The sequence below is a fragment of the Bosea sp. 685 genome (genome assembly GCF_031884435.1).
GTDB lineage: Bacteria > Pseudomonadota > Alphaproteobacteria > Rhizobiales > Beijerinckiaceae > Allobosea.
In genome coordinates, this window is the sequence record NZ_CP134779.1 from 4,243,825 (window position 1) to 4,269,200 (window position 25,376).

The 25,376-nt window shown below is 66.0% G+C and carries 23 protein-coding genes; 3 read left to right on the forward strand and 20 right to left on the reverse strand.

Annotation, left to right across the window (positions count from 1 at the left end):
• Positions 1-20 precede the first annotated feature (20 nt).
• A complete protein-coding gene (locus RMR04_RS21025; RefSeq protein ID WP_311910319.1) occupies positions 21-962 on the reverse strand; it encodes an ABC transporter permease in 942 nt (313 codons plus the stop codon).
• A 6-nt stretch (positions 963-968) separates the two neighbouring features.
• On the reverse strand, positions 969-1,892 hold the full coding sequence (locus RMR04_RS21030; RefSeq protein ID WP_311910320.1) for an ABC transporter permease: 924 nt from the start codon (positions 1,890-1,892) through the stop codon (positions 969-971).
• A gap of 199 nt (positions 1,893-2,091) precedes the next feature.
• Here RMR04_RS21030 and RMR04_RS21035 point away from each other — a divergent pair, with 199 nt between their 5' ends.
• Both RMR04_RS21035 and RMR04_RS21040 read left to right on the forward strand, forming a co-directional pair.
• Positions 2,092-2,850, forward strand: coding sequence for an HAD-IIA family hydrolase (locus RMR04_RS21035; protein ID WP_311910321.1), 759 nt, complete (start codon positions 2,092-2,094; stop codon positions 2,848-2,850).
• Positions 2,847-3,770 carry a MurR/RpiR family transcriptional regulator gene (locus tag RMR04_RS21040; protein WP_311910322.1) on the forward strand — a complete coding sequence of 308 codons (924 nt, stop codon included), beginning with the start codon at positions 2,847-2,849 and terminating at the stop codon, positions 3,768-3,770. The genes RMR04_RS21035 and RMR04_RS21040 overlap by 4 nt, the downstream gene beginning before the upstream one ends.
• A gap of 430 nt (positions 3,771-4,200) precedes the next feature.
• On the opposite strand, the gene RMR04_RS21045 is transcribed toward RMR04_RS21040, so the two are convergent.
• The 17 genes from RMR04_RS21045 to RMR04_RS21125 all read right to left on the reverse strand — a co-directional run bounded on the left by RMR04_RS21045 (position 4,201) and on the right by RMR04_RS21125 (position 22,693).
• Positions 4,201-4,437 (reverse strand): hypothetical protein, encoded by a 237-nt coding sequence (locus RMR04_RS21045; RefSeq protein ID WP_311910323.1) that lies wholly within the window; start codon positions 4,435-4,437, stop codon positions 4,201-4,203.
• A gap of 316 nt (positions 4,438-4,753) precedes the next feature.
• Complete coding sequence (locus tag RMR04_RS21050) at positions 4,754-5,776, reverse strand: PAS domain-containing protein (protein ID WP_311910324.1); 1,023 nt, start codon at positions 5,774-5,776, stop codon at positions 4,754-4,756.
• A gap of 461 nt (positions 5,777-6,237) precedes the next feature.
• Entirely contained in the window at positions 6,238-7,821 is a 1,584-nt protein-coding gene (locus RMR04_RS21055) for a sulfite reductase subunit alpha (RefSeq protein ID WP_311910326.1), read from the reverse strand.
• 124 nt (positions 7,822-7,945) lie between these two features.
• Positions 7,946-9,742 carry a NirA family protein gene (locus RMR04_RS21060; RefSeq protein WP_311910327.1) on the reverse strand — a complete coding sequence of 599 codons (1,797 nt, stop codon included), beginning with the start codon at positions 9,740-9,742 and terminating at the stop codon, positions 7,946-7,948.
• A 151-nt stretch (positions 9,743-9,893) separates the two neighbouring features.
• On the reverse strand, positions 9,894-10,685 hold the full coding sequence (locus RMR04_RS21065) for an ABC transporter ATP-binding protein (protein WP_311910329.1): 792 nt from the start codon (positions 10,683-10,685) through the stop codon (positions 9,894-9,896).
• Positions 10,686-10,695: 10 nt separating this feature from the next.
• Positions 10,696-11,604, reverse strand: coding sequence for a nitrate ABC transporter permease (gene ntrB / locus RMR04_RS21070; RefSeq protein WP_311910330.1), 909 nt, complete (start codon positions 11,602-11,604; stop codon positions 10,696-10,698).
• 38 nt (positions 11,605-11,642) lie between these two features.
• Positions 11,643-14,351: a molybdopterin-dependent oxidoreductase gene (locus tag RMR04_RS21075; protein ID WP_311910331.1), complete on the reverse strand. Its 2,709-nt coding sequence runs from the start codon at positions 14,349-14,351 to the stop codon at positions 11,643-11,645.
• 1 nt (position 14,352) lies between these two features.
• Positions 14,353-15,624, reverse strand: a complete 1,272-nt coding sequence (locus tag RMR04_RS21080; protein WP_311910333.1) for an NAD(P)/FAD-dependent oxidoreductase — start codon at positions 15,622-15,624, stop codon at positions 14,353-14,355.
• Between the two features lie 4 nt (positions 15,625-15,628).
• The gene (locus RMR04_RS21085) at positions 15,629-16,948 is read right to left on the reverse strand and encodes a CmpA/NrtA family ABC transporter substrate-binding protein (RefSeq protein ID WP_311910335.1); all 1,320 of its coding nucleotides are present in this window, start codon (positions 16,946-16,948) and stop codon (positions 15,629-15,631) included.
• A gap of 320 nt (positions 16,949-17,268) precedes the next feature.
• A complete protein-coding gene (locus RMR04_RS21090; protein ID WP_311910336.1) occupies positions 17,269-18,321 on the reverse strand; it encodes a CmpA/NrtA family ABC transporter substrate-binding protein in 1,053 nt (350 codons plus the stop codon).
• The gene (locus RMR04_RS21095) at positions 18,318-18,902 is read right to left on the reverse strand and encodes an ANTAR domain-containing response regulator (RefSeq protein WP_069690482.1); all 585 of its coding nucleotides are present in this window, start codon (positions 18,900-18,902) and stop codon (positions 18,318-18,320) included. Before RMR04_RS21095 ends, RMR04_RS21090 begins: the two co-directional genes overlap by 4 nt.
• A 113-nt stretch (positions 18,903-19,015) precedes the next feature.
• The gene (gene ureG, locus RMR04_RS21100; protein ID WP_311915899.1) at positions 19,016-19,651 is read right to left on the reverse strand and encodes an urease accessory protein UreG; all 636 of its coding nucleotides are present in this window, start codon (positions 19,649-19,651) and stop codon (positions 19,016-19,018) included.
• Entirely contained in the window at positions 19,651-20,088 is a 438-nt protein-coding gene (locus RMR04_RS21105; protein WP_311910338.1) for a DUF3995 domain-containing protein, read from the reverse strand. The genes ureG and RMR04_RS21105 overlap by 1 nt, the downstream gene beginning before the upstream one ends.
• A complete protein-coding gene (locus RMR04_RS21110) occupies positions 20,085-20,762 on the reverse strand; it encodes an urease accessory protein UreF (protein WP_311910339.1) in 678 nt (225 codons plus the stop codon). Before RMR04_RS21110 ends, RMR04_RS21105 begins: the two co-directional genes overlap by 4 nt.
• 9 nt (positions 20,763-20,771) lie before the next feature.
• A complete protein-coding gene (locus tag RMR04_RS21115) occupies positions 20,772-21,560 on the reverse strand; it encodes an urease accessory protein UreE (protein WP_311910340.1) in 789 nt (262 codons plus the stop codon).
• 27 nt (positions 21,561-21,587) lie between these two features.
• Positions 21,588-21,896 (reverse strand): putative quinol monooxygenase, encoded by a 309-nt coding sequence (locus tag RMR04_RS21120; protein WP_311910341.1) that lies wholly within the window; start codon positions 21,894-21,896, stop codon positions 21,588-21,590.
• A gap of 377 nt (positions 21,897-22,273) precedes the next feature.
• A complete protein-coding gene (locus RMR04_RS21125) occupies positions 22,274-22,693 on the reverse strand; it encodes a winged helix-turn-helix transcriptional regulator (protein WP_311910342.1) in 420 nt (139 codons plus the stop codon).
• Between the two features lie 76 nt (positions 22,694-22,769).
• Here RMR04_RS21125 and RMR04_RS21130 point away from each other — a divergent pair, with 76 nt between their 5' ends.
• Entirely contained in the window at positions 22,770-23,393 is a 624-nt protein-coding gene (locus RMR04_RS21130; protein WP_311910343.1) for an FMN-dependent NADH-azoreductase, read from the forward strand.
• Between the two features lie 236 nt (positions 23,394-23,629).
• Here RMR04_RS21130 and ureC read toward each other — a convergent pair whose 3' ends face one another.
• Positions 23,630-25,366 carry an urease subunit alpha gene (ureC, locus tag RMR04_RS21135; RefSeq protein ID WP_311910344.1) on the reverse strand — a complete coding sequence of 579 codons (1,737 nt, stop codon included), beginning with the start codon at positions 25,364-25,366 and terminating at the stop codon, positions 23,630-23,632.
• Between the last annotated feature and the right edge of the window lie 10 nt (positions 25,367-25,376).

Below are 25,376 nucleotides of genomic sequence, written 5' to 3' on the forward strand. Positions count from 1 at the left end.
GCGTGAAAAGCAGGCGGCCGTCAGCGTTCGCGCAGGCGCACGTCGAGATGGTCGCGCAGGAAATCGCCGAGCAGCATGGCAGCGAGGCTGACGAGCACGATCAGCAGCGCCGGCACCGCCACGATCCAGGACGCGGAGGCCATGTAGTCGCGCCCCTGCCCGACCATGGAGCCGAGCGTCGCGGTCGGCGGCTGGACGCCCAGCCCCAGGAAGGAGAGCGCCGATTCCAGCAGGATCAGGTTGGAGAAGTTCAGGCTCGCCATCACCACGATGGGCGAGACGATGTTGGGGATCATGTGCACGGTGGCGATGTGCCAGCGCGTCGCGCCCGCCGCCCGCGCCGCCTCGACGAAGGGCAACTCCCTGAGGCCGAGCACCTGGGCCCGCACCAGCCTGGCGAAATGCGCCCAATAGGCGATGCCGAGCACGCAGATCAGCACCGCCACATCGGTTCCAGCCAGCGCGATGACGAGGAGCGCGACGAGCGTGAAGGGCAGCGACAGCATGATGTCGACGAAGCCCATGATCAGCGCATCGGCCCAGCCACCGAACAGGCCGGCGACGAGCCCGAGCGAGACCCCGAGCATGAGGCCGATCAGCGTGCCGAACAGGGCCAGCGCCAGTGTCAGCCTGAGGCCATGGAGGCAGCGCGAGAGCAGGTCGCGGCCGAGCTGGTCGGTGCCGAACCAATGCGCCGGATTGGCGCGCTCGAAGCCGATCGGCGGGCGTAAGCGGGCGAGCAGCTTCTGCTGGTCAGGCTCGAAGGGCGCGAGCGCCGGTGCGAAGACCGCGAGCAGGACGAGGACGAGCGCGAGCAGCGCCGCGCCTGCGACGAGGACGCTGACGCTGACGCCCTTCGGCCAAGCGAGGCGCCGGCGCGACTTGGGCTGCGCGCGTGGCTTGGGCTGCGGCGGAAAAGCGATATTGGCGTCCAGAATCTTGGCATCGAGGATATCGGTCATGACCGCTCAGGCTCCAGCCAGGCGCACGCGCGGATCGACCAGCGCATAGGTGAGATCGACCAGGAGATTGACGAGGATCACCGCGCTCGCGACGACGAGGACGCCGAATTGCAGCACCGGGTAGTCGCGCTTGATCGTCGCGCCGACCAGGAGATCTCCGACCCCGTTCCAGGCGAAGACGGTCTCGACCACCACCGCGCCCGAGACCAGCGTGGTGATCTGCAGGCCGAGCACGGTGATGACCGGGATCAGCGCATTGCGCAGGCCGTGCTCGAGGATGATCGCGCGCTCTGACAGGCCCTTGGCGCGGGCGGTGCGCATATAGTCCTCGGAGAGGACATCGAGCATGGCGTTGCGGGTGTAGCGCACCAGCGCCGCGACGAAATAGGCCGACAGCGCGATCGTCGGCATGACGTAATGCAGCAGCGTGCCGGAGCCGGCGCTGGGCAGCCAGTGCAGCGTGTAGGAGAAGACCAGCAGCAGCAGGATGGCGAGCACGAAATTCGGGATGGCGTAACCGAGGAAGGCGGCGAAGAGCACGCCGCTTCCGCCCGATCGGCCGCGCCAGACCGCCGCCAGGATGCCGGCGGGCACGCCGACGCCGATCGTCAGCGCCAGCGTCGCGACCAGGAGCGAGGCGCTCTGCCAGAGCCGCTCGGTGAAGATCGTCGCCACCGGCCGGCGCTCCATCAAGCCGAGGCCGAAATCGCCTGACAGCAGCGAGCGCCAGAACAGCCAGTATTGCTCGACGACCGAGCGATCGAGCCCCCAATAGGCGATCATCTCGCGCCTCGATGCAGCATCGAGCCCTTCCGGCATCAGGAAGTCGATCGGGTTGCCGGTCAGGCGAGTGGCGAGGAAGACGACAGAGACGATCGCCCAGAGCGTGATCGCCATCCGCAGCACGCGACCGGTGAGGAATTCGAGCATGTCTTCCCCCTGCCTGGGTTGCTACGGGACATCGCATTCGCTGCCCGGCTTGCTCCTTGGGCTTTGCTGCGATGCCGATGTGGTGGCAGCGCTTCATGACAGGACGATGAACTTAGCTCAGTAAATATCCAGTTTGACACTGAGTTAATCTCAGTTCATGGCTTCAGGCCTCTGGCTTGCAGATTTTGAGATTCGCGCGATGGGCTCGCTTCAGGATGTTCGCGGTTGTCTCGTCGATCTCGACGGAACCCTGGTGCGCGGCCAGCAGGCCCTGCCGGGCGCGAGCGCCTTTCTCGAGGCGCTGGAGGGCCGTTTCGTCATCGTCTCCAACGACGCCGAGCATACGCCGCTGGAGCTGTCGCGCGGCCTGAAGCGGCTTGGCCTGGCGGTTAATCAGCGCCGGATCGTGCTTGCGGGAACGACAGCGCTCGACGAGATCGCACGCCGCCTGCCGCGCGCCCGCATCTTTATGATGGCGAGCAAGAGCCTGATGGCCCATGCGCGCGACCAGGGGCTCGTGCCGGTGCAGACGCGACCCGACATCGTCTTCCTCGGGCGCGACCGGCAGTTTTCCTATGAACGCCTGATGATCGCGGCCAATGCGGTGCGCGACGGCGCCGAGCTCGTCGCCGCCAATCCCGACCTCGTCCATCCCGGCCCCAATGGTGCGATCGTGCCGGAGACGGGAGCACTGCTGGCAGCTCTCATCGCCTGCACCGGCCCGGTGCAGCACCGCGTCATCGGCAAGCCCGAGCCTGCCTTGTTCGAGGCCGGGCTTGCCCTGCTCACATTGCCCAAGCGTGCCGTCATGATGGTCGGCGACAATCCGGCGACCGACGGCGAAGGTGCACGGCGCTTCGGCCTGCGCTATTTCGAGATCCGCGACGGGGTGTTCCCGCTCCTGGGAAGCGTTGTGACGCATCACGGAAGCACCAGTGCATTGGCCCTGACCGCATGACAGCCGCCAAGCCCGCCTCCAAATCTGCAGAGATTCGCAAGCCCACGGAGATCCGCAAGAGCCCGTCATCCTCCGGTCTGGAGGGCGCGCTCGATCGCCTGCAGGCGCTGCGCGCCAACCTGCCGCCGACCGCCGCCCGCATCGCCGATTTCTTCATCAGTCATGCCGGCGAGGTCGTGCACATGTCGGTCACGGAAGTGGCCGAGCGCACCGGCGCCAGCGAAGGCAGCGTCATCTCGCTGTGCCAGCAGCTCGGCGCGCGCGGCTTCCAACAGGTCAAGATCGCGCTGGCGCGCGACCTGGTGCAGCCGGTCCAGTTCATCCATGAGGATCTCGCCCGCAGCGACGACACCGGCACGGTGATCGAAAAGATCTTCCGCAGCGATCTCCAGGCCCTGCACGACACCATGAAGGTGCTCGACACCGGCGCGATGGAACGGGCCGTCGCCGCGATCCTGAAAGCGCGCCGCGTCGAACTCTACGGCATCGGCAGCGCCGCCCCGATCGCGGAGGATGCGAATTACCGCCTGCTGCGCATCGGCGTCGAGGCCAAGGTGGTGGTCGATTCCCATGTCCAGGCGATCAGCGCCTCGCTGACCGGGCCGGATGTGGCCACGATCACCATCTCCCATTCCGGCAGCACGCATGAGACCGTGACGGCAACCAAGCTCGCCAAGGAGGCCGGCGCGACGACGATCTGCATCACCAATTTCGGCAAGTCGCCGCTGCTCGCTTATGCCGATATCGTGCTGCACACCATGGCGCGCGAAACCCAGTTCCGCACGGAGGCGATGACCAGCCGCATCGCCCAGCTCGCCATCATCGACGCGCTGATCGCCTGCCTGTCGCTGGCCGATTACGACAGGGCCCTGGCGACGATCGGCAAGACCTTCGACGTGCTTTCGACCAAGCGGTATTGAGGTTTTTTGGAGCCGGAGCCCCCCGTCATTGCGGGCACCCGGGTCTTGCCTTCGGCAAGCCCGAGTACAGGCTCCGCGAAGCAATCCAGGGGGCGTAGAGCGAGCCCTCCTGGATTGCTTCGTCGCTTTGCTCCTCGCAATGACCGGACAGGCTGAACAGAAAGCCCCTTAGCGACGTTCCCGCTGGCGGATCAGCCGGCGGTGGCCGCGCCAGTGCCGGGAGCGGCCGAGCGGGCTCAGATCCGCCCGCAGGACCAGCCGGGATTTGAACGGCCGCGCTCCAGCCTGCACCTGGCGGTTCCCGTTGATAGGACCGAGCCAATGGCGGGGCCGGAGCCAGGGCAGTCCACCGGACACCTGGCTCGCTTTTCCGGTTCTGGCCTCCGCGATGCCCATCGAGCGCAACGCCCGACCGGCCCGCGAGCCCTGCCTAAACCGCCTCCGAACGCTGCGGCTCCTCGCACGCCTCATCGAGGATCGCAAAGCCCGTCCTGGCCATCACTTCGGCCTCATGAGCAACAATGTTCAGGACATCCGCGAGCGAGCGCAGACCGCTTTTGCGGGTCAGGCTCGCCAGGGATTGCGCCAGTTCGGCGACATAGTCCGCCGTCTCACATTGCGCCTGCGACAGCATCGCCAGCCCGTGCAGTTCGTTGCGCGCCGTCACCGCATTCGCCGACAGCCAGGCGGAAGCGCCGCTCTTATCACCATGCGACCGCGCTTCGGTTGCGCCAGGGTGTTTCTCCAAGGATTTCGTCGCCATGTCAGTCCCCCGAGTGGCTGCATTGTTGAGGCGTCAGCAGCCGACGACGACAAGTTAGGCTCGGGATGTTGACGAGCTATTTACCATTTTTGCAGCCCGTTCGCTCCATTTGGAGTCAGTTTGAACAATTCTTGCGCCAGAACCCGGCTAACAATACACGCAAAGCGCGAAATTTGCTCATATGTGGCCTCGTACGATCGCACCGGTCACTACGCCGGCCTCAGGCTGGGCGCACGGCCGGCTTGCCATTCGGCGGCGTGACAAAATCTGCCCCCGCCTTCACGAGCGCGTGATGGATTTTCTCGACTGCGCTCGCATGCGAGCCGACGAAGCCGTCGAACTCCTCGATCCTGCGGATGGTCGAGACGGGTACGCCCGTCGCTACCGAGAGCTGCTTCACCGACCAGTTGACGATGCCGCGCCCGCCGCGGATCTGGGCGCCGCTGAGTCCCCCCGTCGCGCAGCTCGGCGCGGGCCATTCCTTGCTGTCGTGGATGTCGATGCAGCCGCCGACCCATTCGGTGATCTCACCCGTGTCGTCTCGGACCGGAATGCTGCGCGCGCGCACCCAGCGATAGCCGCCGCCGCGCAGGCGAACGCGCATCTCGATTTCGCACACGCCACCGGCTTCAAGCGCCTTCTTGCGCTCGGTGACGACACGCTCGGCATCGTCGGGATGGAGCATCGCGACCCAGCCCCAATCACGGCTGTGTTCGGGGCCCTGCCCCGTCAGCTCCTCCCAGCCTTCGAGCCATTCGATGCGCCCATCCGGCCCGGCGCTCCACCAGACCGGAGTGCAGGCGGTCGCCATCGCATCGAAACGCCGCTGGCTCGCCTTGCTCAACTGCCGCGCCTCGTATTCGGCGGATACGTCGAGAAAGGAGCCGATCAAGCGATGTGGCCTGCCGCGATCGTCCAGCAGGAACTCGGCATTGACCCTCACCCAGCGCAGCCGCCCTTTCGGGTTCAGGATGCGAATATCGCGGTGGAGCGGCATGGCGTTGCGCAAGATCAGTTCGATCTCGGCCCGCGGGCCGAGATCGGCCGGGTGAATCAGCGCATGGAACATCTCTTCGGACGGCTGGTGCGTTTCCGGGTCGAGGCCCAGCAGCCGGAACATGCCAGCCGACCAGCGCACCTTGCGCGACGGCAGCGCCATCGAGAAAATGCCAAGCGGTATCCGCTCCTCGATGAAACGCAGGGTTTCACCGAAACTCTCATCTTCGTTGAAGAATGCCAGCATTGGACCCCCCGATCCAGTGTCGACGCGCTTCGCGGCATCTGCCGCAAATACTCTGTCTCGAATCAATCACGACAACACCACTTTAGAACAATGCTAAAATTGGCGGTCAAAGATAGAGGCACCCACGATTGAGTCGCCGCCCGTTATCGTAACATAGACAGAGCCTATCTGTTCCATCTCGGTCGCCAGGAGCATGCCCCGGCTTCCGTAACGAAAATTGAGATTTTCGCCAGACGCTGCTTGGGTGATTACTCGCCCGGCAAACTCGAATAACGCTCCAAACGTAATATTATTACAATTTGTGCTCGCAACCTGCTTAATAGCCGCGCTTGGAGCCGGATGCGAAAGAATGGAAACCGGTTTTTCGCATTGATCCTGCTCTCACTCTTAGACGAGAGACGGATTCAGATATCAGATGGGGTCACTTCGTGATGCCATCTGACATCATCGCGCTCTCGCCCTCAGTAAACGTCGGCCTGATAACGCCCGACCTTCTTCAGCGCGGCGACATAGGCCACAGCCTCGTCTGCCGAGCGGCCGCCATGCTCGGCGACGACATCGACCATGGCGCGCTCGACATCCTTGGCCATGCGCTTGGCGTCGCCGCAGACATAGAAATGCGCGCCCTGCTCCAGCCAGGCGAAGAGCTCGGCGCCGCGCTCGCGCATGCGGTCCTGAACGTAGATCTTCTCAGCTCCGTCGCGCGACCAGGCGAGCGTCAAGCCGGTGAGGACGCCTTCCTGCTTCATCGCGTTCAATTCGTCCTCGTAGAAGAAATCCGAAGCCCGGCGCTGATGGCCGAAGAAGAGCCAGTTCCTGCCCGGCGCCTTCGTCGCCCTGCGGTCATGCAGGAAGGCGCGGAACGGAGCGATGCCGGTGCCCGGCCCGCACATGATGACCGGCGTCGCGGGGTTCTCCGGCAGGCAGAAGCCATGCGCCCGCTGGACATAGACCGGCACCTCATCGCCGGGCTGGACGCGCTCGGCGAGATAGGTCGAGGCCACGCCCCAGCGCGGGCGCGTGCCGATCTTGTAGCGCACCGTATCGACCGTCAGCGTGATGCGGCCGGGCGTGGCGAGATGCGAGGACGAGATCGAATAGAGCCGCGGCTGCAACGGGTCGAGCGCCTCGACGAAGGCCTCGGCCGAGAGCTTCGCCTGGCCGAATTTGTGCAAGGTGCCGAGCACGTCGAGCCGGTCGAGATCGCCATCGGGATCCTCGCCCGCCGCCAGGCGCTTGGCCTTGGCGCGAGTTTCGCCGCCCGTGACATAGGAGATCAATTGGAACAGCGCATCGGGCGCCGGGCCGAGCGCGCAATCGCTGACGAGCGCCTCACGCAGCGTCTTGCCGTTGACGGGCGCGTCCGGCCGCGCGCCGAGCAGCGCGATGACCGCATCGGCCAGGCGCGGATCGTTTTGGGCGACGATGCCGAAAGCGTCGCCGACGATGTAGTCGAGCCCGCATGCCGAGAGATCGAATTCGACATGCCAGGTCTCCTTCTCCGAGCCCTCGCCATTGAGCTTGCGGCGCGAGAGGAAGGTCGCCATGGCCGGGTTTTCGCGGGAGCGGCCGACCGGGCCGGCGGGCGCGACTGGCGCGGCTTCCGCCATCGGCGCAGGCGGCGCGGCGCCGCCCTCCTCCACCAGCGCCTTCAGCATGCGCAGCGTATCCTTGCCGCCGGGCGCGCAGAGGTTCAGGCGCGGCTCCTGCCCGGAGGCGATCGCCGCCGAGTAGGTCTCGCAGACATAGCCGCACTGGCCGCAATCCTGCTGCGCCATGGCGGCGAAGAGCTTGCGCGGCATAGGCTTGCCCTGCGCGAGCTTCATGCGCTCCGCCATCTCCATTGCCGGATCGTGCCAGGGCGCGCCGTCATCGTCCTCGCCCATCACGGCGGCATTCTCGGCGGGCGAGAGCGCGGTGACGCCGGCATTGTCGAGCGAAAGCAGGCCGGCAAAAAAGCCGTTCAACCAGGAACGCTGCTCCTCGGAGAACGGCGCTGTCTCGGGCAGGACCTGGACGATGGGGGACGGGGACTGGAGCGTCATAAGGTGCCCCTCCCCGTCATGCTCGCCCTTGTGGCGGGCATCCACGTCTTGATCATAGAGCGCGACGACGGAAGACGTGGATGGTCGGCACAAGGCCGACCATGACGGTTGTGCAGCGCCGGGCTCATGCCGCGTCTCCGGTTTGCGCGACCAGCGCCTGCAACGCCTCGATCTCGTGGCGGCGGGCGAAGGCGACGAAGCTTTCATCGGGCGCGGCGCGATGAATCTGCCAGGTGCGCAGGACCGCCTCGACCAGCGCCGGAGCGTCCTGCGCCTTGACCTTCTCGCGAAAAGGCCGCGCCATGCCGCCATCGACGCCATAGCCGCCGCCGACGAGCAGATCATAGCCAGGCTCGGTGTCGCCCTCCTCATTGACCGGCACTTTTGCGCCGATCAGGCCGATATCGCCGATATAATGCTGGGCGCAGGAGTGGTGGCAGCCGGTCAGATGGATGTTGACCGGCGTCTCCAGCGTGATGCGCGGCTCGCAATGGGCGGCAATGGCGAGCGCATCCTCCTTGGTGTGGGCGGCGGCGAATTTACAGCCCGTCGCGCCCGTGCAGGCGATCAGCCCCGCGCGCAGGATCGAGGTTTCGGCGGAGAGGCCTATCGCCTGGAGATTGGCGACGACATCCTCGACCTTCGCGTCCGACACGCCGGAGATCAGCAGGTTCTGCCAGACGGTCAGGCGGATATCGCCATCGCCGCAAGTGTTGGCAATCGAAGCAATCACGCGCATCTGCGCCACGGTGAGCTTGCCGACCGGCAGCGCCACACCGATCCAGTTCAAGCCGACCTGGACCTGCTTGTGCACGCCGATATGGGCGAGGCGGTCGTAAGCCGGGCGCGGCTTCACCAGGCTCGCATCGACTCGGACCAGCTTGCGCCCGAGCTTGTCTTCGACCGCGGCGAGGAATGTGTCGAAGCCCCAGGCATCGAGCACGTATTTCAAGCGCGACTTGTTACGGTCGGTACGGTTTCCATTGGCGATGAAGACGCGCACGATCGCGTCGGCGACTGCAACCGCGTCAGACGGCGCGACGATGACGCCGGTGTCGCGGGCGAGGTCGTGATGACCGGTGATGCCGCCCAGCGCCAGGCGATACCAGATGCCAGGCTCAATCGGCTGGCCTTCGAAACTGGCGCCCTCGCCCAGCTCGATCGCCTGGAAGCCGATATCGTTGGTGTCCTCCAGCGTCGCGATCGAACCCGCGCCGTCAAAGGCGACGTTGAACTTGCGCGGCAGGCCATAGAGCGAGCGGTCGTTCAGGATGTGGTGGTGCCAGGCGCGGGCATGGGGACGCGTATCGAGCAGTTCGAGCGGGTCGATGCCTGCGGTGGCGGAGCCCGTGACGTTGCGGATGTTGTCGGCGCCCGAGCCCTTGGCGGTGAGGCCGAGATCGGCGAGCCCTTCGAGCAGCAGCGGTGCGTTCTCGGCGCTGATCTCGCGGACCTGCAGATTGGCGCGGGTGGTGACATGGGCATAGGGGCCGCAGAGCTTTTCCGCGAGATCGGTGACGCCTTCGAATTGCCAGGCCTTGAGGATGCCGTTGGGGATGCGCAGCCGGCACATATAGCTGTTCTGCGCCGGGGCCACATAGAACAGCCCGTGATAGCGCCAGCGGAAATTATCGTCCGGTTTGGGGTAGAGGCCGGCCTCGGCCTGCGCCTTGAAGCGGGCATAGGCGTCGAAGGGGTGTTCGGCCGCCTTCCACTTCTCCTGATCAACGAGTTTGCCGCCGCCGGCGACTGCGCGGCCTTGCGCCTCCTGATGCTCCTTGTCGGGACCGCTCGGCGCGGCGGCACCAGCACCAGCAGCCCCGCCAAGCGGGCCGAGCCCACGCGCCGCGCGGGCGGACTGCATGCCGCTCATGAAGCCTTCGAGATAGCGCTTCTGGTCCGGGCTGAAATCGTCGCTCATGTTGGTTCTCGGTCATCCCGGACGACGCGAAGCGGCGATCCGGGACCGTCCTCAGAATGAAGCGCCGTTGCTGGCGCCATACGCGTCTTGCGGTCCCGCATCTGCGCAGCAGCACTGCGTGCCGCAGCGCGTGCGGGATGACAGTCCCTGCTCACGCCGCCTCGACGAAGCGGTGGCGCTCGTAGAGGAATTTCAGCACCGCCTCGCGGGCGGCGATGTAAGTGCGGTCGGCGACCAGATCGAGCCGCTTGCGCGGACGCTCGAGCCGCACGTCGAGCACCTCGCCGATGCGGGCGGAGGGGCCGTTGGTCATCATCACGATCCGGTCCGAGAGCAGCACGGCCTCGTCGACGTCATGGGTGATCATGATCATGGTGTTTCCGAGCGCGGCATGGATCTGCATGATCGAATCCTGCAGATGGGCGCGCGTCAGCGCGTCGAGCGCGCCGAAGGGCTCGTCGAGCAGCAAGATCTTGGGCTCCATCGCCAGCCCGCGCGCGATGCCGACGCGCTGCTTCATGCCGCCCGAGATCTCGGCCGGGCGCTTGTCCCTGGCGTGGGCCATCTGGACGAGGTCGAGATTATGCATGATCCAGTCATGCCGCTCGGCCTTGCTCTTCTGGCGGCCGAAGACCTTGTTCACGGCGAGTGCGACATTGTCGTAGACGGTGAGCCAGGGCAGCAGCGAATGGTTCTGGAAGACGACGGCGCGCTCGGGCCCCGGCGAATTGACCTCCTTGCCCTCCAGCAGCACCGCGCCGGCGCTGACCGGGGTCAAACCCGCGATGATGTTGAGCAGGGTCGACTTGCCGCAGCCGGAATGGCCGATCACCGAGACATACTCACCCTTGTCGATGACGAGGTTGATGTCCTTGAGCACCTCGGTCGTGGCGGCGCCGCGCTGGAAGCGTTTGTCGACATGGTCGATCTTGAGATAGCTCATCGCATCCTCCTCAATTGGTCAGGGTGCCACGGGTGACGATGGTGCCGATGAAGGCGACGAGGCGGTCGAGCACGAAGCCGACGACGCCGATGTAGATGAGCGCCACGATGATGTCGGACAGGCGCGAGGAGTTCCACGCATCCCAGATGAAGAAGCCGATGCCGACGCCGCCGGTCAGCATCTCGGCCGCGACGATGGCGAGCCAGGACAGGCCGACGCCGATGCGAAGCCCGGTGAATATGTAGGGCGCGGCGGAGGGCACCATGATCTTGAAGAAGAACTCGATCTGGTTCAGCCGCAGCACCTGCGCGACATTGCGGTAATCCTGCGGGATGTTGCGGATGCCGACCGCCGTGTTGATGATCACCGGCCAGATCGCGGTGATGAAGATCACGAAGATCGCCGAGGGCTGGCTGTCGCGGAAGGCCGCCAGCGAAAGCGGCAGCCAGGCGAGCGGCGGCACGGTGCGCAACACCTGGAAGACCGGATCGAGCCCGCGCATCGCCCAGACCGACTGGCCGACGAGCGCCCCCAGCAGCACGCCGACGACCGCCGCAAGGCTGAAGCCGATGGCGACGCGCTGGAGCGAGACCAGGATGCGCCAGCCCAGACCGATATCCTGCGAGCCGTTCCAGAAGAACGGTTCGGTGATCAGGTCCTTGGCTTCCGACCAGATCTTGGTCGGCGGCGGCAGCGAGGATTGCGGGCCATGCGCGGTGAGCTGCCAGACCAGCAGGATCAGCGTGACCGTGATCAGCGGCGGCAGGATGTTGACGAGAACCGCCTTGAGCCAGGCGCCGAGCCGCTCGCGCAACGGCTTGCCCGCAACCGCCGGCAAGGTCACCACCTCGGCCTGCACGGCCGATAATGCGACGACCTTCGCGCCCGCTGTCGCATTCTTCAAGACAGTCTGACCCATCCCGATACTCCTCTGATTGAATTGGTCCGTCGCGTCCGTCATGCCGCCACCGTCTCGCGCGCTTGCGCGCCGATGCGCCGGATTTCCGGCAGGCAGGAGCCGCAATTCGTGCCGGCCTTGAGCTGCCGGCCGATATCCTCTGGCGTCATCGCGCCACCGCCGGCGAAGGCCGCGCGGATCGCATTGAGGCCGACGCCGAAACAGGCGCAGACCGTGGGGCCGGGATCGGCCGCGCCATCGAGCCGGCGGCCGGCGAGCAGGGCGAGCCGGTTTTCCGGCGCGAGGCCGGCATCGGCGAAGGCGAGCTTGACCGTGTCCCAGAGCGGTGCGCGCCCGGAGGGGCCGACGAAGAGCGCAGCGATCAGCCTGCCTTCAAGCGTCACGGCGCAACGATAGGCGCCGCCCTGACGGTCGATCATCTCGGTGAGACCATCCTCACCGAAGGCTGAGCGCACCGCCGCCATCAGATCATCGACCGAGGCGTCGGTCGCAAACAGACGGCCCTGCCCGCCTTCGACCGCAACGCTCGCCCACCAGCTTCCCGCCGGCAGGGCGAAGGCCTCACGCGACAGCACGAAGCCCTGCGATGCATAGCTCACGGGCGCAACGGAAGAGGGCGTCGCCTTCATCTCCGGCTGGCCGGAATAGGGATCGCAGAAGGGCTGCACGGCCGCGCCGATACGCGCATCCGACGCCGTCTCGGCCGACCAGTGGATCGGCGCGAAGAGCGAGCCGGCCGGCACGCCCTCGTCGCGCAGGACCTTGAGCACGACCGCGCCATGGGCGTTGGCGATGCGGGCGAAACCGCCCTCCTCCAGGCCGAAACGGGCGGCATCGGCCGGATTCACATGGACACTGGGCTCGCTGACATGGGCTGAGAGGCGCGCGCTCAGGCCGGTGCGCGTCATGGTATGCCAGTGATCGCGGACGCGGCCGGTGTTGAGCAGCAGCGGAAACGCCTCGCTCGGCTCAGCCGCCAGCGCAGGCATGGCGAGCGGCTTCATCTGGGCGCAGCCATCGGGCGTGAAGAAGCCGCCATTGGCGAAGAGCCGCGCTGTGCCCTGCGATCGACCGGCGGGCACGGGCCATTGCACGGGCCTGAGCGCGTCATAGCCGCGCCTGGTCAATCCGGCATGGGCGCCGATGTCGAAATCGCGGGTGCCGTCATTCTCGAAGGCGGACAACGCTGCGTGCTCGGCATAGATTTCGGAGGCATCGGCGAAGCCGAAGCCGGCGGCGAAGCCCAGCCGCCTGGCGATCTCGCAGATGATCCACCAATCCGGCCTGGCCTCGGCGGGCAAGGGCAGGAAGGCGCGCTGGCGCGAGATGCGGCGCTCGGAATTGGTGACCGTGCCGTCCTTTTCGCCCCAGGCGGCTGCCGGCAGGATGAAATGCGGCTTGGCGGCGAGCGTGTCGTTGGAGAGCACATTCTCGGAGACGATGAAGAGATCGAGCCCCCGCAGCGCCGCCATGACATGGTCGGCGCGCGGCAGGGAGACGGCCGGGTTGGTCGCCATCACCCAGAGCGCCTTGATGCGCTTGTCTGCCACAGCATCGAGCATGGCGACGGCCTTCAAGCCTTCATGCTGCGCCATGTTGGGCGCCTTCCAGAAGCGGCGGACGCGGTCGATCTCGACGGCCGAATAGCCCATATGGGCGGCGAGCATATTGGCGAGCCCGCCGACCTCGCGCCCGCCCATGGCGTTGGGCTGGCCGGTCAGGGAAAACGGCCCGCCGCCGGGCCGGCCGATGCGGCCGGTCGCGAGATGGCAATGCAGGATGGAGGCGACCTTGTCGGTGCCTTGCGCCGACTGGTTGACGCCTTGGCTCCAGGCCGTGACCACGGCAGGCGTGCCGGCCCAGAGCGCATAGAAGGCGGCAATATCGGCCGGGCTCAGGCCGGTGCGCGCGGAGACGGCGGCGATGTCGGGCGCGATGCCGCGCGCATTCTCCAGCACGGCCTCGAAACCGCTGGCGTGGCGCGCGAGATAGGTCGCGTCGGTCAGGCTGTGCTCGGCGAGATGGACGAGCAGTCCTGCGAACAGGACGCTGTCGGAGCCCGGCTTGAGCTGCAGAACCAGGTCGCAATCCTCGGCGGTAGCCGTCACGCGCGGATCGATGACGACGACCTTGGCGCCGCGCTCGCTGCGGTTCTGCTGGATGCGACGGAACAGCACCGGATGGCACCAGGCGGTGTTTGAGCCGACCAGCACGATCAGATCGGCGCTGTCGAGGTCCTCGTAATTGCCCGGCACCGTGTCGGAGCCGAAGACGCGCTTGTGGCCGGCGACCGTGGAGGACATGCACAGCCGCGAATTGGTGTCGACATGGGGCGAGCCGATGAAACCCTTCATCAGCTTGTTGGCGACGTAGTAATCCTCGGTGAGGAGCTGGCCGGAGAGATAGAAGGCGACGGCCTCAGGGCCATGCTGTCGAATGATCGATCTCAAACCACCTGCGACCGCATCGAGCGCGAGCTCCCAGGTGACGCGGTCATAGCCACCCGCCGCATTGCGCTTCAGCGGGTGCATCACACGGCTGCCCAGGTCGAGCGTCTCACCGAGCGCCGAGCCCTTCGAGCAGAGCCGCCCGAGATTGGCGGGGTGGGCGGGATCGCCCGCGATCGCCGCTCCGCCCTTGCCATCGCGCGTCGCCAGCACGCCGCAGCCGACCCCGCAATAGGGGCAGGTGGTGCGGATCGCCGGATCGGGAATACCAGGGCCTAGCGAGGCGTCATCGATGCGCATGTCAGGCGGCCTCCCTGATGCAGTAAGGCTCGCCGAAGGGCAGATCGGCGCGGATCGCGGAGATGTCCTGCCCGGAGCGGATCAGGCCGAGATAGAACAGGGCGCCTTGCGTATCGCCGACGAGGACGCAGCCCGCGAGCCTGCCATCGCGCAGCACGAATTTGCGGTAGATGCCGGCGGCGGGATCGCGCAGCACGAGGACCTCAGTGCCCTCGCCCGCCTCGAACTCGCCGGCCGAGAAGACACCGACGCCGCTGACCTTGAGATTGGTCGCCAGCAGCGAGCCGGCGTAAGCCGCCTCCGTGCCCGCAGATTCTTGCCCCGCGGATTTTTGGCCCGCAAGCCGCATCGCCAGCACGCGCGCCTGCTCATAGGCCGGCTCGACGAGGCCATAGACCTGGCCGCGATGCTCGGCGCATTCGCCGATCGCGAAGATATTGGCATCCTCGCTCGCCATCGCATCGTCGACGACGATGCCGCGATTGACGGCGAGCCCCGCCGCCCTGGCGAGATCGGCGTTGGGCCGCACGCCGATGGCGATGACGACGAGATCGGCAGGGATGATCGTGCCGTCCTGAAGCTCGACGCCCTCGACCTTGTCCGTGCCGACGAAACCCTTGGTCGCGCTGCTCAGCCGGACATCGATGCCGCGCGCCGTGATCGCGGCTGCGAGCAGGCCCGCGCCCTCGGCATCGAGCTGGCGCTCCATCAACCGGTCGACCAGATGCAGCAGCGTGACTTGGCCGGGCGTGACTTGGCCGGCCCTCTGACCGCCGGCTTTTGAGAGACCATAGGCCGCCTCGAGCCCGAGCAGGCCGCCGCCGATGACGACGATGCGCGCCCCGCGCTGCGCATAGGCCCGCATCATCCCGACATCGGCGGTGTCGCGGAAGGTCGCGACGCCCGGCAGATCGCCGCCCGGGAAAGGCGGCTTCAGAGGCTTGGAGCCGGTGGCGAGGACGAGCTTGCCGTAAGGCAAGACCAGCCCGTCCTCCAGCGTGACCGTCCTGGCAGCGCGGTCGATGCCCGCAACGCTGCGGCCATAGATCATCGAGACGCCGCGCGCGCGCCACCAGGCGGCGGGCTTCAGCTCGATATCGGGCTCGGCGATCTCGCCCGCCAGCAAGGGCGAGAGCAGCACCCGGTTATAGGCGAGCCGGCCTTCCGCGCCGATCACCGCGATGGAATAGCGCCCGAGCGCGCGCTGGCTGAGCTCGTCAACCAGCCGCGTCGCGGCCATGCCCTTCCCCACGATGATCAGCGGCTCGGCCATGCGATCAGGCCACCCGCTTGATCTTGAGTGCCTTGAGATAGTCCAGCGGCGCAGCGGGATCGAACTTCACGCCGTCGAAGAAGGTCTCGACGCCGCGCGAATCCACTGTGGGAGCCCCCGCCACGCCGAGCGTCTTGGCGGCCTCGCGCCAGAGATCGGCGCGATTGGTCTTGTCGACCAGGGCCTTGATGTCGATCGTCGGCTCGAACTTGCCCCAGCGGATGTTCTCGGTGACGAACCAGCTGTCGTGGCTCTTGAAGGGGTGGGAGACCTCGCCACCTTCGCCCCAGAACTTCATGTAGAGGTTGGTACCCTTCACCTCGCGGCCATTGCCGTAGTTGATGTCACCCTGCAGGCGCTTGTTGATGTCGGTGACGGGGACGTTGAACCATTGCCGGCGACCGACGATCTCGGCCAGTTCCTGGCGGTTCTCCATCTTGTCGGCCCAGATCTGGGCTTCCATCACCGCCATCAGGATGGCCTGCGTCGCCTTGGGATTGGCGTCGACGAAATCGGCGCGCATGCCGAGGATCTTCTCGGGATGCTTGAACCAGAGCTCGCCGGTGGTGAGTGCAGTGTAGCCGATGTTCTGGTTGACGAGCTGCTCGTTCCAGGGCTCGCCGACGCAGAAGCAGTCCATCGTGCCGACCTTCATGTTCGCCACCATCTGCGGCGGCGGCACGGTGATGACCTTGATGTCGCTGTCGGGATCGATGCCGCCGGCGGCGAGCCAGTAGCGGATCCAGAGATCATGCGTCCCGCCCGGGAAGGTCATCGCGGCCGTGAGTTCCTTGCCGGCGGCCTTCTTGCGCTCGAAGGCTAGCTTCAGCGGCGAGGAATCCTTCTGGACGTTGAGGTCCTTGTATTCATTCGAGACCGAGATCGCCTGCCCGTCCTGGTTGAGGTTCAGCAGCGTGTACATCGGCAAAGGCTGGCCGTTCTGCATCACCTTGCCGGTGCTGTAGAGATGCGTCTTCGGGCGCAGGATATGGCCGCCATCGATGCCGTTGTTCTTGAAGCCGAGCGCCATGTTGTCGCGCGTCGCGCCCCAGGAGGCCTGTTTGGCGATGTCCATGTCGGGCAGGCCGTATTTGGCGAAGAGGCCCTTCTCCTTGGCGAGGACCAGGGGTGCAGCATCGGTCAAGGCGATGTAGCCGAGGCGCGTGCCCTTGACCTCGGGTCCGGCCGATTGAGCGAAGGCGCCCGACGGCAGCGCAGCCCTGGCAGCGGCAAGCAAGGCGGCCGCGCCGGAGAGTTTTAGGAGCTGGCGGCGGCTGGCGGTGGCTTTCGCCGGCTTCACCCTGGTCTCGACTGTCTCTGTCATCGATCGCCTCTCTGCTGGACTTAAAGCTGGGGTCTGGGTCGAACTCGTCTGCGCCGCCAAAACGAAAAACGCCGCGCGAAAGCACCCGGTTGAGGCACGTTCGACAGCGGCGTTGCTGTGCGTTTCGATTTGAAATTGGGCGCGGGCAGCCTTGGCCGCGTCACTCCAACGCCAACAAGGATCGTGCCAACCGGCTCAGGCCAGGACAATTCTTAGAATTTCAATAGCTTAGAGGTATTGTCCCCCCGCCGGCCCTGGTCGCGGCGCGCCTTATTGCGCCGCACAATTCAACCGCACCCGCACAAAAAATGCGCAACCCCTCAAGGGCGATGGCCGTTGCCTGCAAAGAGAGCAGGCCGGAAGACGGCCCTGGCCTGCTCCGTCATCTCCGGGCTGCGGATGATCTGGCCGGCCTGTTCCATGCCTGCGAGAATCCAGTCGGCATGCCCGGGATCGGGCCGCAGCGCCTCGCGGTCGAAGCGGATGAAGCGCTCGACCTTGCGGGGCGGCCGCCCCGCTCCCTGCAGCAACTCCCAATGCAGCACCGGCTCCAGGATATCGGCGGGTAGCGCGAGCCGATCGGGCTTCGACAGATGCATGGCGATGCGGCCGAAATTGGCGGGCTGGCAGGCCCAATCGCTCGCCCGCAGGATCGCGGCATTGAGCTTCGAGACCGCAGCCGCACGGCGGTCCGCATCGTCGGCGCGCCAGGCCAGCACCTTGTCGGGGCAGTTGCGGCGCAGATCGACGCTGCAATGGACCATGGCGCCGACGCCGGCAGCGACAGCGGCCGTGTTCCAGGGCGCACCCGCGCAGAAACCGTCGACCCGCCCGCTGGTCAGCGCCTCCACCGTCTGCGGCGGCGGCACGACCTCGAAGCGAATGTCCTTGCCGAGGACGAGCCCGGCCTTGGCCAGCCACTCGCAGAGCAGATAGGTGTGGCTGGAGAAGCCGAAGACAGCGGCAAGCGTCAATGGCGGCAGGCCCGAGGCCTTGCGGCGCTCGACCATGGCGGCGAGCGCCCGGGCGGAGACCGTGGTGTCGGCCATGTCGCCCTCTGCGAGCCGCGCCAGCTCCTCATAGCGGCGCACCGAGAGGGTGATCGCCGCGCCGTCGAGGTTGAGCGCCAGCGGCACCGCCATCGGCGCCTTGACGCCGCCGACGCCCAAGGTCGCGGCGATGGCGGCCGGTCCCAGCATATGGGCGGCGTCGAACAGCCTGACATTGAGCTTGTCGCGCAGGTTCGACCAGGAGACCTCGCGCACCAGTTCGAGGTTGAGGCCCTCGGCCTCGGCAAAACCCTCGTCCTTCGCCAGGATGACGAGGGCGCAATCGACCAGCGGCATGAAACCGACGCGCAAGTGCAGGGTCATTTCAGCACCTCGGCGGCTGTGATGATGGAGCGCGCGATGTCGACGAGCTTGCGCTTTTCGTTCATCGCCGTGCGCCGCAGGAGCGCGTAGGCCTCTTCCTCGGGCAGGCCCTTCATGCGCATGACGATGGCCTTGGCGCGGTCGATCGTCTTGCGGTCCTCGAGCTGCGAGCGGGCCTCGTCGAGTTCCTCGCGCAATTTGCGGAAGGCGTTGAAGCGGCTGATGCAGGTCTGCAGGATCGGCTGCATGCGCTCCTTCTTCAACCCGTCGACGATATAGGCGGAGACGCCGGCCTCGACCGCCGCCTCGATCGAGGCCGAATCCGACTGATCGACGAACATGGTGATCGGCCGCCGGACATGGCGGCTGACCAGGAACATGTCGGCAAGCGCATCGCGGCTGGGATCCTCGAGGTCGATGACGACCACGTCGGGGTCATGCAATTCGATCGCCGCGACGAGCCCGTTGGTCGCGCCGATGCGAACGAGATCGGTGAAGCCGGCCTCGCGCAGGCCCTCATCGATGATGGCCGCGCGCACCGGATTGGCATCGACGATCAGGATTTTCAGATCTGGTCTCATGGTCCGCAAGGGGGCGCCGGCATTTCACCCGCAAGTCTTCGCCACCCACAGGTGTTACGCCGGTGTCGATAGGCTGGAAAGCCAGCAAGAGTCAGGCCAGCGGCCGCGATGGCTCACGCCGCAGGCGCAGCCCGGAGCCCGCCCGCCGTCTCGATGAAATCCACCACCACATCGACGCCCTCCCCCAGCTTCGTATTGGTGAAGACGAAGGGGCGCTTGCCGCGCATCAGCCGCGAATCCCGGTCCATGACCCCAAGATCCGCGCCGACATGGGGGGCGAGATCGGTCTTGTTGATGACGAGCAGGTCCGAGCGGGTGATGCCCGGCCCGCCCTTGCGCGGGATCTTCTCGCCGGCCGCGACATCGATGACGTAGATCGTCAGGTCGGCGAGCTCGGGCGAGAACGTCGCGGCGAGATTGTCGCCGCCGGACTCGATCAGGATGATGTCGAGATTGGGGAATTTGCCGCGCATCTCCTCGACCGCGGCGAGGTTGATCGAGCAGTCCTCGCGGATCGCGGTATGGGGGCAGCCGCCGGTCTCGACGCCCATGATGCGCTCCTGCGGCAACGCGCCCGCCACCGTCAGCAGGCGCGCATCCTCCTTGGTGTAGATGTCGTTGGTAATGGCGCAGAGATCGTAGGTGTCGCGCATGCGCTTGCAGAGCACCTCCATTAGCGCGGTCTTGCCGGAGCCGACAGGGCCGCCGATGCCGACGCGCAGCGGGCCGTGGGGGAGCGTGTCACCGATCACAATCCTTCGAAGAGCAGAACCGCGTAGCCCGCGGCGATCGCGAGGCATAGAGGCGCGTAGCAACACCTGTCGAGCGTAGCGAAAGGTTCGAGCACATGCTTTCGCTGCCAGGCCGGGACATAGCCCGCGACCCCTCTTAGCAAGAACACGGCCATGATCGCGACGCCAGCGCCCAGGATCAGCCGGCGGGGCGCCACGCCCGCGAAAGACCCGGCGAGCAGCAACGGCCAGAGCGCGGTGACCGCAATCGCGGCGGCGACAGCAATGCACAGGAGCGGCGGCGGCATGCGCTTCAGCCTCGCATCGCCGACGACGGTGCTGACGAGGCCCTGCTGGGTCGAGGCCGGCCAGCGGCCGCCCAGCCCCCAATAGACATGCAAGCCTGCGATCGCGGCCAGAACGAGCGCTAAAACCGTCGCAACCGCCATGATCATGAGCGGAACAGCCGCGAATACTGGGTCTCATGTCGCAAAGATGCGAGATCGGAGCGCAGGGCGCAGCCGCCGAGATCATCGAGCGTCGCCGTCTCGGCAGCTGCAGCCGCCTCATGCAAGGCCGGCACCAACCCGGCCGTGATGCGCTGCCCATCGGTCTGGCCGACGATGCCCAGGCGCACCGAGGCCGAGACGAGGTTGGCGACGAAGCCAAGCCCATAGGCCTCCAGCGACGGCCGCAGCGGCAGGCCGTGACCGGCGGCCGCCACGCCGACAGCGATGGGATAGGCGATGTCGCCCTGCCAGATGCTCCGCAGATGCTCGATCGCGTCGCAAGGCCAGGCGGCGCGCACCGCTGCGATGAAGGCGTTGCCCTGCGTCACCGTTTCCAGCCGGCGCTCGGCCGAATTGGCCAGCGCCAGGGCCAGTTCCGCGGTCTCGATGAGACCCGCATCATCGCCGGCGCCCACCATGCGACAGGCGTTGGCGAACAGGATCAGGTCGTTGCGCAGCGAGCCGTGGACGACGAGCGCTTCGAGCCAGTCCCGCAGCGTCGCGGCGTCGTGAAGATCGCCCGCCTCGAAAGCCCATTCCAGCCCGTGCGAATAGGCGAAGGCGCCGACCGGGAAGGACGGCGACAGCCAGACCATGAGCGGGAGATGGGCCGACGACATGAGCAGCGCTCAGTGGTCGTGGCTATGGCCCTTGTGACCATGTTCGGCGCCATGCTTGTGGCCATGATCGTGCTTGTGGTCGTGGTCGTGCCCACAACCGCAGCCATCGTCATGAGCGTGGGCCTTGTGGTCGTGCCCGTGATCATGATCCTTGTGGTCATGATCCTTGTGGTCGTGGGCCTTGTGGTCATGGGCCTTGTGGTCATGGGCCTTGTGGTCGTGGCCCGCATGATCGTGCCCGTGATCATGGTGGGCATGGTCGTGATGGGCATGATCATGGCCGGCATGATGGTCGTGCCCGCAGCCGCAAGCATCCGCCGCATGGGCGTGGCCATGGTCATGCCCGTGATCGTGATGATCATGGCCGTGGTCATAGGCGCCGCGCTCGGGCTGGAAGGGACGCGTCACCGCGTTCATGGCGCAGCCCTGGCCCCGGATCATCTCCGCCAGGACATGGTCGTTCTCGATATAGATCGCGTCGCCGCTGATCTCGGCCGGGGTATGGCGGTTACCGATATGCCAGGCCAGCCGCATCAGGCGCAGCGGGTTCTCGGCGCGGATCTCGAGCAGGCTTTGGGCGGCCGCCTTGATCACGACCAACCGGCCGTCTTCGAGCCTGACCGCGTCACCGTCGCCAAGCGCGGTCGGCTTGTCCAAGTCGAGCAGGATGTCGAGCCCGCCATCGCCCTTGAGCGCAAGGCGGCGGCGATTGCGATCCTCATGGTCGAGCGTCAGCGTCTCGACGATTCTGTCCGCTTTGACTGCAGCCTTGCGAACGACGGAGGTGGCGCGCAGCATGATGTTTAAACCCGTGACGATAGTGGATCAGAGGCGGTCGATGGACCGCGGTTCGACCACTTCGATCACCGGAGGGGCGCTGACGCAAGCCCCTGCGACATTGAGGAAGGCGATGAGATGCGGCTCGCTCATGTGGCGATCGACATCGGCACGCGTCTCCCAATGCTCGACGGTCATGAAACGGCCGGGTTCGGTGAGGCTTTCATGCATGTCGTAGGAAAGGCAGCCCTGCTCGCGGCGGGTGGCGATGATGCAGTCGCGCGCAGCGGCCGTGAATTTGGCGCGCGCCTCGGCCAGCACCTGCGCTCGCGCGATGACGATAATCGGATCGGACATACGGCCTGAAACTCCGGATCGATCGAGGGTTGCCTGATTCCTGGATTACATCTCGACGTTGTATCCGGATGCAACCGCACAAGCTGCATGGTTGACCGAAGATTAACAAAAAAGAGCGTCGGAGACCGTTGGAGAGTTGGGCTCTCATCCTGAGGCGTCGCGCAGCGGCGTCTCGAAGGAGGCTCCGGGAGCACGCTGGTTAGGCTCGGAATCGCGCCGTCATCCTGGGCGTAGCGAAGCGGAGGCCCGGGATCCATCGTAGGGCTGTGGAGCTCTCCGATGAATCCCGGAGCTGCGCGGCTTCGCCGCTTGTCCAGGATGACGGCGTGGTTCCGAGGATGAACGGCATATGCATGGGAGCCCCTCCAAGCGATCTCTTAGCGCCCGGCCATGCCCACTGCTGCGATCTTGCGCGGCTGCTCCTCACTGAGACCGGCGCGCTTGTCGAAGGCCTTCTGCGCCCGGCTGATCTCGCCATGGTGCTCATAGGCCCATAGGCCGAGCGCCTGGACCGGCAGCCAGAGCGAGCGGCCGAGATCGGTCAGTTCATAATCGACGCGCGGCGGGATCGTCGGGAAGACAGTGCGGTTGACCAGCCCGTCGCGCTCGAGCCCGCGCAAGCTCAGGGTCAGCATGCGCTGCGAAATGCCGTCGACCATGCGCTTGATCTCGTTGAAACGCCGCGGCCCATCACCGAGCAGGCGAACGATCTGGACGCTCCATTTGTCGCCGATGCGGTTCAAGATCGGCGCCACGACGCGGCAGCTATCGGTCACATCCGTGTGCCCTTGTTCCAAAAATGTGCCTCCTTGTCGCGATTTAGGCAGGCTCGTACATAGCCTCAGTATCAAACATATACCAGAGAGGCTTCCCATGAAACTGCTTCATCTCGATTCCAGCATCCTCGGCGAGAATTCGGCCAGCCGCGAGGTTTCGGCAGCCATCGTCGCCCGCCTGCGCCAGGCCGATCCGAGCCTCGACGTGACCTATCGCGACCTTGCCGCCGATCCCGTCCCGCATCTGTCCGGCGCCTATCTCGCCGCAGCCGCCGGCGCGCCGGGCAGCGAGGCGCTCCAGCAGGAGATCGCCACCAGCACGGCGATCATGGACGAGTTCCTCGCGGCCGATACCGTCGTGATCGGCGCGCCGATGTACAACTTCACCATCTCGACCCAGCTCAAGGCCTGGATCGATCGCATCGCCGTCCGCGGCAAGACCTTCAGCTATTCGGAGAACGGGCCGCAGGGCCTGGCAGGCGGCAAGCGCGTCATCGTCGCCGTCACGCGCGGCAATATCTATTCAGCCGGCGCGCCGGCTGCAGCGTTCGATTTCCAGGAGCCCTATCTGCGCGCCGTGTTCGGCTTCATCGGCATCAGCGATGTCGAGTTCGTCCGCGCCGAGGGCATCAACTTCAGCCCCGAGCACCGCAAGGCCGCGCTGGCGAGTGCGCAGGAGACCGCGGCTGCGCTCAAGCCGACCCTGCGGAAGGCAGCGTGACCGCAAACTGCTTTGATATCATTGTGCTTTCTTGAGGCTTAGTAGCACAGATCGACGTTCGTGCTGCTAAGATCGAGGTTGCACCTAGTGGCCATCCTCGCCGTCATTCCGGACAAGCGGCGCAAGCCGCGCCGATCCGGAATCCATCGTAAAGCTCTGCCCTCTACGATGGATTCCGGGTCTTCCCTTCGCTACGCCCGGAATGACGGCGAGGTTCGGCAGAAAACTCGCGGCCCTCAGAACAGGAAATAGCGCTGCGCCAGCGGCAGTTCCTTGGCGGGCTCGCAGACCAGCAATTCGCCGTCGGCCACCACGGCATAGGTCTCGGGGTCGATCTGGATGTCGGGCGTGGCGTCGTTGTGGATCATGCTCTTCTTTGAGATGCCGCCGCGCGTGTTTTCGACCGCGACCATCTCCTTGTCGGTGCCCAAGCGCTGCTTCAAGCCGTTGGCGATCGCAGCCTGCGAGACGAAGACCAGCGAGGTCGAGGTCACGGCCTTGCCGAAGGCGCCGAACATCGGGCGGTAATGCACCGGCTGCGGCGTCGGGATCGAGGCGTTGGGGTCGCCCATCGGGGCTGCCGCGATCATGCCGCCCTTGATGATCAGGTCCGGCTTGGCGCCGAAGAAGGCCGGCGACCAGATCACGAGATCGGCGAGCTTGCCCACGGCGATGGAGCCGATATGGCGCGAGATGCCATGCGAGATCGCCGGGTTGATGGTGTATTTCGCGACATAGCGCTTGGCGCGGAAATTATCCGCCCCCGTGCCGGCATCCTCCGGCAGCGGGCCGCGCTGCTGCTTCATCTTATGGGCGGTCTGCCAGGTCCGGGTGATGACCTCGCCGACGCGGCCCATGGCCTGGCTGTCGGACGACATCATCGAGAGCGCACCGAGATCATGCAGGATGTCCTCGGCCGCGATCGTCTCCTTGCGGATGCGGCTCTCGGCGAAGGCGAGATCCTCCGGGATCGAGGGCGAGAGGTGGTGGCAGACCATGAGCATGTCGAGATGCTCGTCCAGCGTATTGACCGTGAAGGGCCGCGTCGGATTGGTCGAGGAGGGCAGCACATTGGGCAGCCCCGCCACCTTCATGATGTCGGGCGCATGGCCCCCGCCCGCCCCTTCCGTATGGAAGGCATGGATGGTGCGGCCCTTGAAGGCCTTGATCGTGTCCTCGACGAAGCCCGACTCGTTCAGCGTGTCGGTGTGAATCATCACCTGGACGTCGTAATCGTCGGCAACCGAGAGGCAGTTGTCGATCGCGGCCGGCGTCGTGCCCCAATCCTCATGGAGCTTGAGCGCACACGCCCCGGCCTCGACCATCTCGATCAGCGCGCCGGGCAGCGCCGCATTGCCCTTGCCGGCGAAGGCGAGGTTCATCGGGAAGGCGTCAGCCGCCTTGATCATCTGGCCGAGATGCCAGGGGCCAGGCGTGCAGGTCGTCGCCAGGGTGCCGTGGGCCGGGCCGGTGCCGCCGCCGAGCATGGTGGTGAGGCCGCTCATCAGCGCATCCTCGATCTGCTGCGGGCAGATATAGTGGATATGGCTGTCGAAGCCGCCGGCCGTGATGATCTTGCCTTCGCCCGCGATCACCTCGGTTCCGGGGCCGACGATGATGGTCTCGGACGGGTTGAAATTGCCGAAGCCGCTCTGGATGTCGGGATTGCCGGCCTTGCCGATGGCGCAGATGCGCCCTGCCCTGATGCCGATATCGGCCTTGACGATGCCCCAATGGTCGAGGATCAGCGCGTTGGTGATGACGGTATCGACCGCACCGTCGGCATTGCGGACCTGGCTCTGGCCCATGCCGTCGCGGATGACCTTGCCGCCACCGAACTTCACCTCCTCGCCATAGGTGGTGAAATCGCTCTCGACCTTGATGACGAGCTCGGTATCGCCCAGGAGCACCGTATCGCCGGTGGTGGGGCCGAACATTGCGGCATAGGCGTTGCGTGGGAAGGGAAAGGGCATGGGGTTTCTC

What these genes read in the sequence shown, in the direction of transcription:
- RMR04_RS21025 (WP_311910319.1), bottom strand. Translation starts at nt 962, where the DNA reads ATGACCGATATCCTCGATGCCAAGATTCTGGACGCCAATATCGCTTTT.
- RMR04_RS21030 (WP_311910320.1), bottom strand. Translation starts at nt 1,892, where the DNA reads ATGCTCGAATTCCTCACCGGTCGCGTGCTGCGGATGGCGATCACGCTC.
- RMR04_RS21035 (WP_311910321.1), top strand. Translation starts at nt 2,092, where the DNA reads ATGGGCTCGCTTCAGGATGTTCGCGGTTGTCTCGTCGATCTCGACGGA.
- RMR04_RS21040 (WP_311910322.1), top strand. Translation starts at nt 2,847, where the DNA reads ATGACAGCCGCCAAGCCCGCCTCCAAATCTGCAGAGATTCGCAAGCCC.
- RMR04_RS21050 (WP_311910324.1), bottom strand. Translation starts at nt 5,776, where the DNA reads ATGCTGGCATTCTTCAACGAAGATGAGAGTTTCGGTGAAACCCTGCGT.
- RMR04_RS21055 (WP_311910326.1), bottom strand. Translation starts at nt 7,821, where the DNA reads ATGACGCTCCAGTCCCCGTCCCCCATCGTCCAGGTCCTGCCCGAGACA.
- RMR04_RS21060 (WP_311910327.1), bottom strand. Translation starts at nt 9,742, where the DNA reads ATGAGCGACGATTTCAGCCCGGACCAGAAGCGCTATCTCGAAGGCTTC.
- RMR04_RS21065 (WP_311910329.1), bottom strand. Translation starts at nt 10,685, where the DNA reads ATGAGCTATCTCAAGATCGACCATGTCGACAAACGCTTCCAGCGCGGC.
- ntrB (WP_311910330.1), bottom strand. Translation starts at nt 11,604, where the DNA reads ATGGGTCAGACTGTCTTGAAGAATGCGACAGCGGGCGCGAAGGTCGTC.
- RMR04_RS21075 (WP_311910331.1), bottom strand. Translation starts at nt 14,351, where the DNA reads ATGCGCATCGATGACGCCTCGCTAGGCCCTGGTATTCCCGATCCGGCG.
- RMR04_RS21080 (WP_311910333.1), bottom strand. Translation starts at nt 15,624, where the DNA reads ATGGCCGAGCCGCTGATCATCGTGGGGAAGGGCATGGCCGCGACGCGG.
- RMR04_RS21085 (WP_311910335.1), bottom strand. Translation starts at nt 16,948, where the DNA reads ATGACAGAGACAGTCGAGACCAGGGTGAAGCCGGCGAAAGCCACCGCC.
- RMR04_RS21090 (WP_311910336.1), bottom strand. Translation starts at nt 18,321, where the DNA reads ATGACCCTGCACTTGCGCGTCGGTTTCATGCCGCTGGTCGATTGCGCC.
- RMR04_RS21095 (WP_069690482.1), bottom strand. Translation starts at nt 18,902, where the DNA reads ATGAGACCAGATCTGAAAATCCTGATCGTCGATGCCAATCCGGTGCGC.
- RMR04_RS21105 (WP_311910338.1), bottom strand. Translation starts at nt 20,088, where the DNA reads ATGATCATGGCGGTTGCGACGGTTTTAGCGCTCGTTCTGGCCGCGATC.
- RMR04_RS21110 (WP_311910339.1), bottom strand. Translation starts at nt 20,762, where the DNA reads ATGTCGTCGGCCCATCTCCCGCTCATGGTCTGGCTGTCGCCGTCCTTC.
- RMR04_RS21115 (WP_311910340.1), bottom strand. Translation starts at nt 21,560, where the DNA reads ATGCTGCGCGCCACCTCCGTCGTTCGCAAGGCTGCAGTCAAAGCGGAC.
- RMR04_RS21120 (WP_311910341.1), bottom strand. Translation starts at nt 21,896, where the DNA reads ATGTCCGATCCGATTATCGTCATCGCGCGAGCGCAGGTGCTGGCCGAG.
- RMR04_RS21130 (WP_311910343.1), top strand. Translation starts at nt 22,770, where the DNA reads ATGAAACTGCTTCATCTCGATTCCAGCATCCTCGGCGAGAATTCGGCC.
- ureC (WP_311910344.1), bottom strand. Translation starts at nt 25,366, where the DNA reads ATGCCCTTTCCCTTCCCACGCAACGCCTATGCCGCAATGTTCGGCCCC.